The sequence below is a fragment of the Qipengyuania mesophila genome (genome assembly GCF_019711655.1).
GTDB lineage: Bacteria > Pseudomonadota > Alphaproteobacteria > Sphingomonadales > Sphingomonadaceae > Qipengyuania > Qipengyuania mesophila.
On record NZ_JAIGNU010000001.1, the window covers coordinates 621123 to 634330 of the forward strand.

At 63.4% G+C, this 13208-nt stretch carries 13 protein-coding genes, 1 tRNA gene and 1 pseudogene; 8 read left to right on the forward strand and 7 right to left on the reverse strand.

Annotated elements, in window-relative coordinates; translation table 11 throughout:
- Positions 1-40 precede the first annotated feature (40 nt).
- Entirely contained in the window at positions 41-538 is a 498-nt protein-coding gene (locus tag K3181_RS03110; RefSeq protein ID WP_221600702.1) for a group I truncated hemoglobin, read from the forward strand.
- Positions 539-648: 110 nt separating this feature from the next.
- Here K3181_RS03110 and K3181_RS03115 read toward each other — a convergent pair whose 3' ends face one another.
- From K3181_RS03115 to K3181_RS03125, 3 genes are read right to left on the reverse strand one after another with little or no spacing between them, the layout of a single operon-like run.
- Positions 649-1203 (reverse strand): DUF5681 domain-containing protein, encoded by a 555-nt coding sequence (locus K3181_RS03115; protein ID WP_221600704.1) that lies wholly within the window; start codon positions 1201-1203, stop codon positions 649-651.
- Positions 1200-1724, reverse strand: coding sequence for a DUF5681 domain-containing protein (locus K3181_RS03120; RefSeq protein WP_221600706.1), 525 nt, complete (start codon positions 1722-1724; stop codon positions 1200-1202). Before K3181_RS03120 ends, K3181_RS03115 begins: the two co-directional genes overlap by 4 nt.
- On the reverse strand, positions 1721-3028 hold the full coding sequence (locus K3181_RS03125; protein WP_221600708.1) for a site-specific DNA-methyltransferase: 1308 nt from the start codon (positions 3026-3028) through the stop codon (positions 1721-1723). The genes K3181_RS03120 and K3181_RS03125 overlap by 4 nt, the downstream gene beginning before the upstream one ends.
- A gap of 188 nt (positions 3029-3216) precedes the next feature.
- Here K3181_RS03125 and K3181_RS03130 point away from each other — a divergent pair, with 188 nt between their 5' ends.
- The 3 genes and pseudogenes from K3181_RS03130 to K3181_RS03140 all read left to right on the forward strand — a co-directional run bounded on the left by K3181_RS03130 (position 3217) and on the right by K3181_RS03140 (position 5418).
- A complete protein-coding gene (locus K3181_RS03130) occupies positions 3217-3429 on the forward strand; it encodes a DUF3489 domain-containing protein (RefSeq protein ID WP_221600710.1) in 213 nt (70 codons plus the stop codon).
- Between the two features lie 38 nt (positions 3430-3467).
- A pseudogene (locus K3181_RS03135) lies at positions 3468-3829 on the forward strand (DUF2924 domain-containing protein).
- On the forward strand, positions 3829-5418 hold the full coding sequence (locus K3181_RS03140) for a recombinase family protein (protein WP_221600714.1): 1590 nt from the start codon (positions 3829-3831) through the stop codon (positions 5416-5418). Before K3181_RS03135 ends, K3181_RS03140 begins: the two are co-directional and overlap by 1 nt.
- Before the next feature lie 384 nt (positions 5419-5802).
- Here the strand turns inward: K3181_RS03140 and K3181_RS03145 are convergent.
- Positions 5803-5892, reverse strand: a tRNA-Ser gene (locus K3181_RS03145).
- Positions 5893-6054: 162 nt separating this feature from the next.
- Between K3181_RS03145 and hspQ the strand changes: the two genes are divergently transcribed.
- Positions 6055-6435, forward strand: a complete 381-nt coding sequence (gene hspQ, locus K3181_RS03150; RefSeq protein WP_221600716.1) for a heat shock protein HspQ — start codon at positions 6055-6057, stop codon at positions 6433-6435.
- 13 nt (positions 6436-6448) lie between these two features.
- Here the strand turns inward: hspQ and K3181_RS03155 are convergent, their stop codons facing one another.
- Positions 6449-7354, reverse strand: coding sequence for an ABC transporter permease (locus tag K3181_RS03155; RefSeq protein WP_221600718.1), 906 nt, complete (start codon positions 7352-7354; stop codon positions 6449-6451).
- Positions 7355-7426: 72 nt separating this feature from the next.
- On the opposite strand from K3181_RS03155, the gene K3181_RS03160 reads away from it, so the two are divergent.
- The 3 genes from K3181_RS03160 to K3181_RS03170 all read left to right on the forward strand — a co-directional run bounded on the left by K3181_RS03160 (position 7427) and on the right by K3181_RS03170 (position 10048).
- A complete protein-coding gene (locus tag K3181_RS03160; RefSeq protein WP_221600720.1) occupies positions 7427-8104 on the forward strand; it encodes a GcrA family cell cycle regulator in 678 nt (225 codons plus the stop codon).
- 158 nt (positions 8105-8262) lie between these two features.
- Entirely contained in the window at positions 8263-9444 is a 1182-nt protein-coding gene (locus tag K3181_RS03165; RefSeq protein ID WP_221600722.1) for a GGDEF domain-containing protein, read from the forward strand.
- Positions 9445-9526: 82 nt separating this feature from the next.
- Positions 9527-10048: a DUF1993 domain-containing protein gene (locus K3181_RS03170; protein ID WP_221600724.1), complete on the forward strand. Its 522-nt coding sequence runs from the start codon at positions 9527-9529 to the stop codon at positions 10046-10048.
- Positions 10049-10058: 10 nt separating this feature from the next.
- Here the strand turns inward: K3181_RS03170 and K3181_RS03175 are convergent, their stop codons facing one another.
- The gene (locus K3181_RS03175; RefSeq protein ID WP_221600726.1) at positions 10059-10739 is read right to left on the reverse strand and encodes a spermidine synthase family protein; all 681 of its coding nucleotides are present in this window, start codon (positions 10737-10739) and stop codon (positions 10059-10061) included.
- A gap of 68 nt (positions 10740-10807) precedes the next feature.
- Positions 10808-13096 carry a polyribonucleotide nucleotidyltransferase gene (gene pnp, locus K3181_RS03180; protein WP_221600729.1) on the reverse strand — a complete coding sequence of 763 codons (2289 nt, stop codon included), beginning with the start codon at positions 13094-13096 and terminating at the stop codon, positions 10808-10810.
- Between the last annotated feature and the right edge of the window lie 112 nt (positions 13097-13208).

Sequence of the window (13208 nt, forward strand, 5' to 3'; positions counted from 1 at the left end):
GAGATCGATGTTGTGTAGCGCCATCCTTGCCCTGTTTTTCATGCAACAGCCCCCCGCGGACACTATCGACTGGGACGAGGAGTTCAGTGTCGAAACGGTGGAGCGCGATCCGTCCACTGGCGAGGTGCCAACCGACCCTTACGACCAGAGCAACGCCAATGCCGGGGCTGTTCCCTTCGAGGGTGAGTCGATGGCTGCACGGTTTGGAGGTCAGGACGGCATCCGGCGTATCGTCGAGCGCTTCGTCGATTTGAACTTCGCCGACCCGCGGATCGCCGCGATCTTCGAGGGCCATGACGAAGTGCGATTGCGCCGAACGCTGTTCGAGCAATTCTGCTACATTCTCAATGCGGGTTGCGACTATACCGGCCGCGACATGCGCAGTTCGCACGAGGGGCTCGGCAGCCGCAAGGCGGATCTCAACGCCGTCGTTGAGAACCTCCAGCAGGCGATGCACGAAGAAGGCGTGCCATTTGCGGCGCAAAATCGCTTGCTCGCGAAGCTTGCGCCGATGAAGGGTGACGTCGTCGAGCGCTGAAAGGCCCTGATTTCAATTCTGCAGTGGCAAGATCGGCCGGACGAGCGGACTGGCTGTTCTCAGGCATTTCTGATCAGTGGACGAACGTCCAGTCTGAGGGCGCAAAGCAGTCATTGGCCGAAGCAACTCCACCATTCCGGCCAGCTCACCTTCCGCGGCGTCCGCGTCGCGTTCCAGACAGTCTTCTGCTCCGCCACTGAGAGCTGTCGGTCGCCAAGGCGATTGAGAGCTTTCTCCACGATCCACGGATTGATTTCCCATCGAACGCGATCTTTGTCCGTCGGGTATTTCTTGATGGCAATGCCGAGCGGTTCGAGGATGGCATCCATACCAAGCCCGACGCAGTTAAGAACGATAAGCTTGAGCCTGTCCTGATCATCACCACGGCTAGATCGCGCCTTCTCGATTGCCTCGAGAGATGATCGAGCAGCGGCGCTGTCCCCGGCGAGGCCCTTCTGAGTGAGTTGAAGCAGAAAGGCTTCGGCCGCAGTGACACGACGTTTGCGTCCATCCTCGCGTATCGTGACCATCTGTCCGAGCACGACATCATGCGGGATACCGCGATGGCGATTGGGGGGGCGCCCGCGGGGATTGCCGGATTGGCCTTTCTTAAAACGGGTGGAGCTTGGCGGCCTACCGTAGCCGATCGATTCCCCCGTTCTCATTGGCCGGTCCTCTTTGGCCAGCGCAGAGTGTCGGAATCGGCAGTGAAGAATTTTGTGCCTTCGATTTCCTTTTTCTCGAACTTACGACGTCCCGGGCGGCTGAGCGCCGCCTGCGTCGCCCAGGCCTCGAGAAACCACCGCTTGCCCTCCATTCCAGGATCCGGACGGGCGATATTGAGAATGCGCAAAGCCTCGTTGGCATTGTCCGAAGTGTGGTGAGCCTCGGTCCTGATCTTGTGAAGCACTTGCGGAGCTTTCCTGGCGAGCGCCGCCTCTCGCCCTTCGATCATCTTCAAGACCTTGCGGATCGCCATGCGGCTGCCCCCTAGTGCTGCCTGGTAGGTCTGCCACTCCAGCGCTTCATCGACGGTCAGCTCGCGCTCCACACCGTTCTGGGTGACGCTCAGCGACTTGTCGAAGATGATATCGAAGGCCGAGACATGGGGCCGCCGCGCCTTGGGGCGCCCTTTTGGATTGCCCGACTGGCCCTTCTTGAAGCGACCATTCTCTGCCCTGCTCATTCGGCTGCCTCCATCCGGGCCTTACGGTGGATGAGTTCGGGCTGTTTGCCGGTAATCTCCCTCCAGCGCGTCATCGCCAGATCGACATAGACGGGATCGATATCGACGCCTCTGAACCTGCGCCCCACTCGCTCCGCAGCGATCAGGCTGGTGCCAGAGCCGAGGAAGATGTCGAGCACCAGCTCTCCCTGCTTCGTCACGTCGCAGATCGCATCGGCGACCATCGCTACCGGCTTGACGGTCGGATGAAGCGCCAGGTCCTCACGGCGTGAGCCCTTCATCGAGTTAACACTAGGATAGTCCCAGACGTTGGTGCGATTGCGGCCGTGCTTTCCGAGCTCCACGCAGTTCGTGTGCGGTGCATCGCCGACCCGATAGGCGAACACCATCTCGTGCTTCGAACGATAGAGAGAGCCCATGCCGGCATTGCTTTTGTTCCACACGCAGATGTTGAGCAGCGTGTCGTAGATGTCGCTGACAGAGGCGGTCACATCGTCCATGTGGCGCCAGTCCATGCAGACGAAATGAACCGCTCCGTCTCGCGAGACCTTGGCGCAAGCTCCGAGCGTGTCCGCAAGGAAGGTGCGGAATTCGTCCTCGCTCATCTCGCCTGATGCCATCGCGAACTCGCGGTGCCGGCCTTTGGCATTGGCATGGCCATTGATCTTCACATTGTAGGGCGGATCGAGAAAGGCGCAGTCGATCGCCGTGTCCTCGCCGATCACGCTGCGAAGGAAGTAGACATCGCGGCCATCGCCGCAGCCGATCCGGTGCTCGCCGAGCTGCCAGATATCTCCTGTCTGGACCCGCGGCTGGAGCGGTATCGCAGGAATGACCTCGTCATCGGGATCCTCGCTCTCGGAAAGGACCACGTCGATCTCGCCGGCCGAGAACCCGGTCAGGGACAGGTCCAGGTCGATGTCCGGGAGCGAGAGATCGGCCAGCTCGAGCTTGAGTATCTCCAGGTCCCAACCCGCATCCAATGCGATCTTGTTGTCGGCAAGCCGCAGCGCCTTTTTCTGGGCTTCGCTCAGACCATCGAGGTCGATGACCGGCACCTGCTCGAGCCCCATCTCCTTTGCCGCGCGTAGGCGCCCGTGTCCGGCGATGAGATTGCCTTGCGGATCGGCGAGGATGGGATTGGTGAACCCGAAGGCACGGATCGAAGCGACGATCTGCTCGATCTGCCGCCTTGGGTGCGTACGCGCATTGCGCGTATCGGGGACGAGGCTCGCGGTCGGCGCATAGCGCACTTCGAGCCGGCGGTCGGCAGTCGGGGCTGCCGTCATGGGGTCGGTTGCCATGGCAGGAACAATACAGGAACGAAAATTGCGGGCCAAGGTCGCGTATGCGTTTTCTCCGGGGAATCTCTGTGGACAGATTTCGACTGGACTGTCCCGCGAAGCCGAGCATTGCTGTCTCCCACGCCCGGCGAGCCGGGCTCGTGCCGGTAGCGGCGGGATAATTCACGCCGCACAACCGGAGAACCAAGATGACCAAGCAAAACCCGACCAAGCTCGACCAGCTCGAGAAGATGATCCTGCGCAAGAACGGCGCGAGCATCGCCGAGATGATGAAGGCGACCGGCTGGAAGCAGCACTCGGTTCGAGGCGCTCTTGCCGGGGCACTAAAGAAGCGCGGGCTTACGATTATCTCCCAGAAGCTGGACGGAACCCGCCGCTACAGTGTCGAGAAGTCGGCATGAGTGAGAACCTCGATCACGTCGTTGCCGAGATCGGTCTCATGGATCTCGAAGACCTACGCGCAGAATGGAGGCGGCGCTATGGCGCCCCTCCCCCGCTGCGTTCGATGTCGCTGCTTCGCCGCTTGCTCTCCTGGCGAATTCAATCCGAGGTGCTTGGGGTCTCGACGCAGCTACGCGCAAGGCGCTTCGACGCTCTGGCCCGGTCGAAGCCGAAGGTCGGCAATTCGGAGTCGGCGCGCGACTGAGCCGAACCTGGAAAGGCCGTGAGGTTGTCGTGGTCGTCGAGGAAGATGGCTTCAGCTGGAACGATCAGCGCTTTTCCAGCTTGTCGGCAGCAGCCACAGCGATTGCTGGCACGCGCTGGAACGGTCCGCGCTTCTTTGGCCTGAGGGACAGCTGATGGCCGAGCGGACCAAGCCTCTGCGCTGTGCGATCTATACGCGCAAGAGTTCGGAAGAAGGTCTCGACCAGGATTTCAACAGCCTCGATGCGCAGCGCGCCGCTAGCGAAGCCTACGTCCTAAGCCAGACAAGCGAAGGGTGGACGCTTCTTCCCAAGCATTATGACGACGGCGGCTATTCGGGCGGCACCATGGAACGACCCGGATTGCAGGCTCTGCTTGAGGACATCGCTGCAGGGAAGATCGATGTGGTGGTCGTTTACAAGATCGACCGCCTGACCCGATCGCTCAGCGACTTCTCCAGGATCGTCGAGATATTCGAGAAGGCCGATTGCAGCTTCGTCTCGGTGACCCAGTCGTTCAACACCACCAACTCGATGGGGCGGCTGATGCTCAACGTGCTGCTGTCCTTCGCGCAGTTCGAACGCGAGGTCACCGGCGAGCGCATCCGCGACAAGATTGCTGCATCGAAGGCGCGCGGCATGTGGATGGGTGGTCGGCCGCCGCTCGGCTATGACCTGCCCAATGATGGGAGCCGAACTCTTCGCGTGAACGATGCAGAAGCAGAGATGGTGCGCGAGATATTCGAACGCTATCTATTGCTTGGCTCGGTGCACGCGCTTCGTCGCGAGCTCTGCGATCGAGGGATGATCTCCAAGGTGCACGTGACGCGCACAGGAAAGAGATTGGGCGGCCTGCCCTTCAGCCGCGGCGCATTGTTCCACCTACTTCGCAATCGCATCTATCGCGGGGAGATCGTCCACAAGGACCAGGTCTACCAAGGAGAGCATGCGGCGATAATCGATCTCGACCTATTCGAGCGTGTCCAACGCAGCCTCGCTGCCAATGCGCGTCGGCATCGCGGGAAGAGTGACCGACGCATGGCGAAGGCACCGCTTACGGCAAAACTGTTTGATGCCGCCGGCGAGCCGATGAGCCCGACCTTTTCACAAGGAAAATCGGGCAAGGCCTATCGATACTATGTATCGACCTCGCTTCAGCAAGGTGTCGCGGCATCCGGTTCCGATCGCGTCAGGCGTATTCCGGCAGCAGCTATTGAGCGGCTCTTGCGATTGGCCGTGGAGCGGTGGACCGATAGAGAGGCAGACACCTTCCGAACCGTCCGTGAAACACGTATCTGCGATCAGGGCCTGGCGGTCAGGCTGCAAGAGGTTGATCCGGCCCACATTGCACTTCGCCTGTCAGGCGACGAGCGCATCCTCAACTCCGGCAAGACATCCTGTATGGTATTACTGCCGGTACGATTTCCGCTGCGCGGCGGTAGCCGGCAAATTCAGCAGGGCAAGAGAAGTTGTTCGCCCGACCCCATCCTTATCGCCGCGTTGCGTCGCGCGCATCGGATGATCGAGCGTGAGCGAGGGCTTCCCGCGCTGAGCGCAGCTCCCTCCTCACCCTATGATCGCTTTATCCTGCAACTCGCGCTGCTCGCACCTTCGATCCAGCGCGACATCCTCGAGGGCCGACAGCCCGTCGATCTCAGTCTCGAAAAGCTCAGGCGCATCACCGTTCCCCTGGCCTGGTCGGCGCAACCCGCAGCGCTGGGATACCCGGCCCGCGAAGATGCCTGATATGGCGAATGCGCCCCCTGTTCAGGTCGATTGAGCTCCCTGTTCCGGCGAACTAATACCCTGTTACGGCGAGTAACAGGGAAACGGGAATTTGAGCCCACTAAGGCACTGATTTAGCAATATTTTCTACCGGAGAGGCCGCAAAATTATACCGGAATCAGCCTGTTTTGGACCCCAAACCGATGTTTTTCCCTGTTCCTGCCTGATAAACAGGGAAACCGAACCGATGGCGGTCAGGCGAGAGACGGTCGACGCAATTCGACCCTGATACGGCCTGGGAGACGCCCCGAATGATTGGGCGAGTTCGGATTGAGGCGCGCAAACGCGCCTATTCTGCGGCCTTGGAAATCGACCCTGCAAACAGAGACTAGTGCTGGGGGTGACTGGCGGAGAGGGAGGGATTCGAACCCTCGATACGGTTGCCCGTATACCGCATTTCGAGTGCGGCGCATTCGACCACTCTGCCACCTCTCCGCTCTGTCGGGTGCGCTTGCGGGCCAGAGGCCCCGGTCGAAGCGAGGCGCGCCGATTAGCCGAGCACCCCTGCCTTGCCAAGCCCCTTTTCGCGAGAATTCGGGGGAACATCGCCCTGCGCCCATTGTAAGCGCGGCCCCACGCCCCATATCCTTGCTTCCCATGGATCGAGCACAGTATTTCTCAGCCCAGGCCGGTCGCACCATCGATGCCCCCCGCCGAGTCAAGAGCCGCTTCGCCATCGGCGACGTGGTCAAACACCGTGTGTTCGACTTCCGCGGGGTGATCTTCGACATCGATCCGGTCTTCGCCAATAGCGACGAATGGTACGAGGCGATCCCCGAAGACATCCGGCCCGACCGCAACCAGCCCTTCTACCATCTGCTCGCCGAGAGCGACGAGAGCGATTACGTCGCCTATGTCAGCCAGCAGAACCTGGTGACGGACTCGATTTCAGGCCCCGTCTCGCACCCCGACGTGCACCAGTATTTCGAGCATTTCGAGAACGGCCGCTATCGCTTGCGGCGGAGCATGACGCACTGAGCGCCGCGTCCGCTCAGTTCTTGATCTTCCAGCCGGACTTGAGCAGCGCATAGGCGCCGAGAGCGATCAGCGCGTTGAGCGCCAGCAGGCCCGCGCCGGCCAGCGCCACCGCGCCGGCGCCCCCGTCACCGATATCGCTTTGACCGAGGAAGCCGTAGCGGAAGCCCGATATCACGTAGAAGAACGGGTTTGCATGGCTGATCGCCTGAAAGAGGGGCGCGAGCCGGTCGATCACGTAGAAGGTGCCCGAGAGCATCGCCAGCGGCGCGATGACGAAATTGGTGACCGCGGCGTTGTGATCGAACTTTTCCGCCCAGATCGATGCCAGCAGACCGAGCAGCGACAGCATGGCGGCGCCCATCAGCCCGAACCACGCGACAGCCCAGGGATGCGCCATGGCCAGGCTGATCCCGGGATAGAGCAGCATGGCCCCGGCCACGACGAAGCCGACCGCCACCGCGCGCGTCATCGCCGCACCGACGATACCCGCCATCAACTCGCCTTCCGACAGCGGCGGCATCAGCAGGTCGATGATCGTGCCCTGGATCTTGCCCGAGAGCAGCGAGAAGCTGGAATTGGCGAAGGCGTTCTGCATCATCGCCATTGCGATCAGCCCCGGGGCGACGAAGGTCGGGAAGCCGACTCCCAGCACTTCGCGCCCGCCGCGCCCGAGCGCGACCGAGAAGATCACAAGAAAAAGCAGCGTAGTGACCGCCGGAGCCCAGATTGTCTGCGTCTGGACCTTGAGAAACCGGCGTACCTCCTTCATATAGAGGCTCCACAGGCCAATCCCGTTGATCCCACGGATCACCGGGCGTCCCCGCGGCGGAAACCGGCCCTTCCCTCCGGCATTTTCTTCGATGAAGGATGCGTCCGGGTGATCGCTTCCGGGCGACGCGGGCTGGGCTTGATCGACCATGGGGGCGCGACTAGGCCCTAGCGCCGCGGCATGCAAGCCGTGGCGTCGAGACACGACTAACAGGACTGCGCAATGAGCTGGACCGACGAACGGATCGCAACGCTGAAGAAGATGTGGGAGGGCGGCTCGACCGCCAGCCAGATCGCCGACGAACTGGGCGGCGTCAGCCGCAATGCCGTGATCGGCAAGGCGCATCGCCTCGGCCTCAAGTCGCGTCCCTCGCCGGTCAAGGCGAACGAGAAAAAGCCCGCGCCCAAGCCCAAGCCCGCCGCGCCCAAGCCGGCGGCCAAGAAGGTCGCGAAGCCCGCCGCCAAGACACCCGCTCCGGCGCCGGCAAAGCCCGCCGCGGCGACCGCGCCCAAGGCCGATGCCGCGATCCCCTCGCAGCCGCTGCCCAACAAGAACGCCGATCTGCCCAAGATCGTCTCGGTCGGCCCGGGCGGCTTCCTGCGCCAGGGTCCGGGCGACCAGCAGGCGCCGATCCCGCCCGCGCCGCCGCGCCGCCTGGTGCCGGCCAAGCCGAGCCCCGAGATTGCCGACAAGACGAGCCTGCTCGACTTGTCGGACAAGGTCTGCCGCTGGCCGATGGGCCACCCGGGCGAACCCGATTTCCATTTCTGTGGCGAGGCCGTGAACCCCGGCTTCCCCTATTGCGTCGAACATTGCGGCCGGGCCTATCAGGCACAGCTGCCGCGCGGCGCGCGCCGTCCCCCTCCGCCGCTGCCCTTCGGCGGCCCGCGGGTACGCTGATCAAGGTTTAAAGTCCCTTTGGATCGCTCCAGCCTCCAGCAAGATATTGCGGCGGCAGCATTGCTAGATACGACGGCAGGCCCTGCGGATTCGCGGGGCCGCCATTGTTGTGGGGGAACGGCCTCGACCGAGGCCGCGAAGAGGGGTGTGGGCGAAACATGGACTGGACGAGCATCACCTTCGGGGCCTTCCTGGCGCTCGTCGTGGTCTTTGCCGCCTCGTCGCTATCGCTGGCCATCATCATGCGACAGCAATTCCTGCTGTGGATGGCGGCGCGCTGCCTCACGATCGGTTTGCTCGCCCTGACCTTCGAGCCCGCTGCGGGGGCACTCTACGACAATCCGGTCCAGTGGCATGCAGCCCGCGTCTTCGCCACCGACCTCATGGTGTCGATCACCGGCCCGCTTCTCGCGACTTACATCGGCGCCGAGCTCGGGCTGAAGAAGACCCGGATCCTGCTGTGGTCGATGCTCCCGATCGGCGTCTTCATTTCGCTGTTCGCGGGCCCGATAGCCGACTCGCGGGCACTCGACTGGCTGCACGACCTCATCCTTGCCAGCCTGGTCCTCGCGCTGGTCGTGGGGCTTACCAATGCTGTTCGCGCCGGGAGCCGGCGTGCGGCGTTCCAGGCTGGCGCCTGGGCACCATCGCTGGCGATCGGTTTCGTCGCCTTTTATTTCGAACTGGTCCGGATGGAGGCCATGCCCTTCTACGCCCAGGCGATGCTGATTGCTTTCTCCATCGAATTCGTCGTCACCTCTGCGGGTATCGGCGACGGCCTCGTCCGCATCGAGCAGGAGCGCGACGAGGCCCGCGCGGGCATGCGGGCGGCAGTCAAGGCCAACGCGCTCGACCCGCTGACGCAGATCGCCAACCGGCGCGGGCTGGTCGATACCTTCGCCAATCCGAAGCGGGACAGGCCCCGAGGACTGGCGGTCATCGACTGCGACCATTTCAAGCGCATCAACGACATGTTCGGCCACGACGTCGGGGATGAGGTTCTATGCGCGGTCGCACAGGGACTGAAGCACGAAGACGTGTTCGTTGCGAGGCACGGCGGTGAAGAGTTCGTCGCCCTGCTCTATGGCCCGAACTGGCTCAACCTCGCGGAAAACATCCGCCGCCGGATTTCGATCTCCGTGCTCGAACAGGTGCCCAAGCTGCCCTTCCCGATTACTGCCAGTTCGGGCGTCGCTGAGGTGACCGAAGACGACACGCTCGATTCGGCGATCAAGCGCGCCGATATCGCGCTCTATGCCGCCAAGGATGCGGGGCGTGACACGCTGCTGGTGCATTCGCCCTGCGGGACGGTGGGCCCGCACCTGCTCCGAACCGCCTGAGCGCCGGGCGAACCGGGTATTTGCTCTGGCAAGCGCGCGCCGGCAAGCTATGTCGGAACCGAGACACCGAGGGAGGAACCCGATGCCACTGTCACTTCACGCCGCCTATGTCCCGAGCGCGCTGCAGATGCTCGGCACCGCCAATCACCTGATCGATACGGCGGAAAAATGGTGCGCCGAGCACGGCGCCGAACACGCCGATTTCATCGGCGCCCGCGTCTACGAGGACATGCTGCCCTGGTGCTACCAGATCAAATGCGTGGCCGAACACACGCAGGGCTCGATCGAGGGCGTGCGCAAGGGCGTCTACTCGCCCGATCTCAACCCGCCCCCGACGAGCTTCGACGACCTGCGTGCCAAGCTGGGCGGCGCGGTGGCGGCGATGGAAGCGCTGACCGAAGAGGAGATGGAAGGCTTCATCGGCCAGCCCATGCGCTTCGAATTCAAGGATTCGCGCATGGATTTCACCGCCGAGGATTTCCTGCTCAGCTTCAGCCAGCCCAATTTCTATTTCCACTGCGCAACCGCCTACGACATCCTGCGGATGAAAGGCGTGCCGGTGGGCAAGCGCGACTTCATGGGGCGCCTGCGGATCAAGCCCTGACGCCGGCTGCCTAGCGCTTGCGGGCGAACCAGATCGTGTGGCGTGGCCCCTTGTTGTTGGGCCGCGCGCGCACTTCGCGCACCTCGACGTCGAAGCCGCTTTCCTTCAGCCGCACGGTGAACTTGTGGTCCGGCGCCGCCGACCACACGGCGAGGATGCCGCCGGGCTTCAGCGCGTCGCGCGCCTTGCCGAGGCCGGTCTTCGAATAGATGCGGTAGTTGGCGTCGCGCACGATTCCGTCGGGGCCGTTGTCGACGTCGAGCAGGATCGCGTCGTATTTGGCGGTAGTGCCGTCATTGGCATCGTCGATCAGCGCCGCGACGTCGCAGATGACGACCTCTCCGCGCGGATCGGCGAGGCTGTCTCCCGTGAGGTGGGCGAGCGGACCCTCCGCCCATTCGAGAATCTCGGGGACGATCTCCGCCACGGTCACCGAGCCGCCCTCGGGCAGATTGGCGAGCGCAGCGCGATAGGTGAAGCCCATGCCATAGCCGCCGATCAGCACGCGCGGGCGCGGCGCATCGAGCTCGGCCAGCGTCAGGATCGCGAGCTGCTCTTCGGAAAACTGCATGCGTGTGCCCATCAGCTCGTCACGGCCGAGCATGATGATGAAATCGCGCCCGTGGCTGACGAGCGTCAACGTCTCTCCGTCGGGTACTTCGGCAGTGGCAAGCGTTTCGCGGGGCAGCATTGCATGGTCTCCAAAGCAAAGGGGCCGCAGGCGGACCTGCGACCCCTCCGTTATTGATTAGCGAAGGATCAGTCCTTCAGGAAGTCGGGCACGTGGGCTTCGCCACCACCGTCGCGGTCGCCACGGTCGCGGCGCGGGCCACGATCGCGGTCGCCACCACGGCCACCACGGCCGCCACGGCGGTCGCCGCCACGGTCGCCACGCGGGCCACGGTCACCGCGCGGTTCGCGCGGCGGACGGGTGTCTTCCAGCTCTTCGCCGGTTTCCTGGTCGACCACACGCATCGACAGGCGGACCTTGCCGCGCTGGTCGATCTCGAGGACCTTGACCTTAACTTCCTGGCCTTCCGACACGACGTCGGTCGGCTTCTCGACGCGCTCGTTCTTCATTTCGCTGACGTGGACGAGACCGTCCTTGCCGCCCATGAAGTTCACGAAGGCACCGAAGTCGACGATGTTGACGACCTTGCCGTTGTAGATCTTGCCGACCTCGGGCTCTTCGACGATGCCTTGGATCCAGGCCTTGGCGGCTTCGATCTGGGCGCTGTCGGACGAGCTGATCTTGATCACGCCTTCGTCGTCGATGTCGACCTTGGCGCCGGTTTCGGCGACGATCTCGCGGATCACCTTGCCACCGGTCCCGATGACGTCGCGGATCTTCGACTTGTCGATCTGGATCGTCTCGATGCGCGGAGCGTGCTTGGAAACCTCGGTGCGCGAACCGGTCAGAGCCTTGTTCATCTCACCCAGGATGTGCGCGCGGCCGGCCTTCGCCTGTTCGAGCGCCTTCTGCATGATTTCCTGCGTGATCCCGGCGACCTTGATGTCCATCTGCATCGTGGTGATGCCGGCCTCGGTGCCTGCGACCTTGAAGTCCATGTCGCCGAGGTGGTCCTCGTCGCCGAGGATGTCCGACAGGACCGCGAAGTCGCTGCCTTCCAGGATCAGGCCCATGGCGATGCCCGACACCGGGCGTTCGATCGGAACGCCGGCGTCCATCATCGACAGACAGCCACCGCAGATCGTCGCCATCGAGCTCGAGCCGTTCGACTCGGTGATGTCCGACAGCACGCGGATGGTGTAGGGGAAGTCCTCATGCGTCGGCAGCACGTTGTGCAGCGCGCGCCAGGCGAGCTTGCCGTGGCCGGTGTCGCGGCGCGAGGGCGCACCGAAACGGCCCACTTCACCGACCGAATAGGGCGGGAAGTTGTAGTGCAGCATGAAGCGTTCGTACGACAGGCCTTCGAGGCCGTCGATCATCTGCTCGCTGTCCTTGGTGCCGAGCGTGGTCGAGCACAGCGCCTGCGTTTCACCGCGGGTGAAGAGCGAGGAGCCATGCGCACGCGGGAGCACGCCGACCATCGCCTCGATCGGGCGAACCTGGTCGAGCTTGCGGCCGTCGATGCGGGTACCGTCCTTGAGGATGGCGCCGCGGACGATTTCGGCTTCGAGCTTCTTGGTCAGCTTGATCGCGGTCATGCGCGCCTGGCCGTCGAATTCCTCGCTGGCGTAGTGCGCCTTGACCTTGTCGCGCGCGGCGTTGAGCGCGTCCGAGCGGGCCGACTTGTCGGTCAGCTTGTAGGCTTCGGCGATGTCCTTGCCGATCATCGCCTTGATGGCCGACTTCATGTCGTCGTTGCCGTCCTGCGAGGCGACGTCCCAAGGTTCCTTGGCGGCCTGTTCGGCGAGATCGATGATCGCGTTGACGACCGGGCGGATGTTGTCGTGGGCGAAGGCGACCGCGCCGAGCATTTCGGCTTCGGTCAGTTCCTTGGCTTCCGATTCCACCATCATCACGGCGTCGCCGGTGGCGGCGACGACGAGGTCGAGGCGGCCGTCATCGGCCAGCGCGGTGGTCTGCTTCGGGTTGAGGATGTACTCGCCATCCTTGAAGCCGACGCGGCAGGCGCCGATCGGGCCCATGAAGGGAACGCCCGAAATGGTCAGCGCGGCCGAGGCGGCGATCATCGCCAGCACGTCGGGCTCGCACTCGCCGTCATAGCTGAAGACCTGCGCGATTACGTTGATTTCGTTGTAGAAACCTTCGGGGAAAAGCGGGCGGACCGGACGGTCGATCAGGCGGCTGGTCAGCGTTTCCTTTTCGGTCGCACCGCGCTCGCGCTTGAAGAAGCCGCCAGGGATGCGGCCGGCCGAGGAGAATTTTTCCTGATAGTGGACGGTCAGCGGGAAGAAGTCCTGACCTTCCTTGACGCTCTTGGCGGCTGTGACCGCACACAGAACGACGGTTTCGCCATAAGTGGCGAGGACCGCGCCGTCAGCCTGACGGGCAATGCGGCCGGTTTCCAGAGTGAGGGTCTTTCCGCCCCACTCCAGCGATACGGTTTTCGTGTCGAACATGAAGTTTCCTTATGAACCCGCCGGGCCTGATTGCCGGGCGGGGCCTACAGTGCCGGGTATGCCGTCCCGGTCCGGTTCGAGGCGTTTCTCGCCTCCATTTTCCGCTTCCGCG

Bases quoted from the DNA above. Each gene is read 5' to 3' on its own strand.
- K3181_RS03110 (WP_221600702.1), top strand. From the start codon at position 41: ATGCAACAGCCCCCCGCGGACACTATCGACTGGGACGAGGAGTTCAGT.
- K3181_RS03115 (WP_221600704.1), bottom strand. From the start codon at position 1,203: ATGAGAACGGGGGAATCGATCGGCTACGGTAGGCCGCCAAGCTCCACC.
- K3181_RS03120 (WP_221600706.1), bottom strand. From the start codon at position 1,724: ATGAGCAGGGCAGAGAATGGTCGCTTCAAGAAGGGCCAGTCGGGCAAT.
- K3181_RS03125 (WP_221600708.1), bottom strand. From the start codon at position 3,028: ATGGCAACCGACCCCATGACGGCAGCCCCGACTGCCGACCGCCGGCTC.
- K3181_RS03130 (WP_221600710.1), top strand. From the start codon at position 3,217: ATGACCAAGCAAAACCCGACCAAGCTCGACCAGCTCGAGAAGATGATC.
- K3181_RS03140 (WP_221600714.1), top strand. From the start codon at position 3,829: ATGGCCGAGCGGACCAAGCCTCTGCGCTGTGCGATCTATACGCGCAAG.
- hspQ (WP_221600716.1), top strand. From the start codon at position 6,055: ATGGATCGAGCACAGTATTTCTCAGCCCAGGCCGGTCGCACCATCGAT.
- K3181_RS03155 (WP_221600718.1), bottom strand. From the start codon at position 7,354: ATGGTCGATCAAGCCCAGCCCGCGTCGCCCGGAAGCGATCACCCGGAC.
- K3181_RS03160 (WP_221600720.1), top strand. From the start codon at position 7,427: ATGAGCTGGACCGACGAACGGATCGCAACGCTGAAGAAGATGTGGGAG.
- K3181_RS03165 (WP_221600722.1), top strand. From the start codon at position 8,263: ATGGACTGGACGAGCATCACCTTCGGGGCCTTCCTGGCGCTCGTCGTG.
- K3181_RS03170 (WP_221600724.1), top strand. From the start codon at position 9,527: ATGCCACTGTCACTTCACGCCGCCTATGTCCCGAGCGCGCTGCAGATG.
- K3181_RS03175 (WP_221600726.1), bottom strand. From the start codon at position 10,739: ATGCTGCCCCGCGAAACGCTTGCCACTGCCGAAGTACCCGACGGAGAG.
- pnp (WP_221600729.1), bottom strand. From the start codon at position 13,096: ATGTTCGACACGAAAACCGTATCGCTGGAGTGGGGCGGAAAGACCCTC.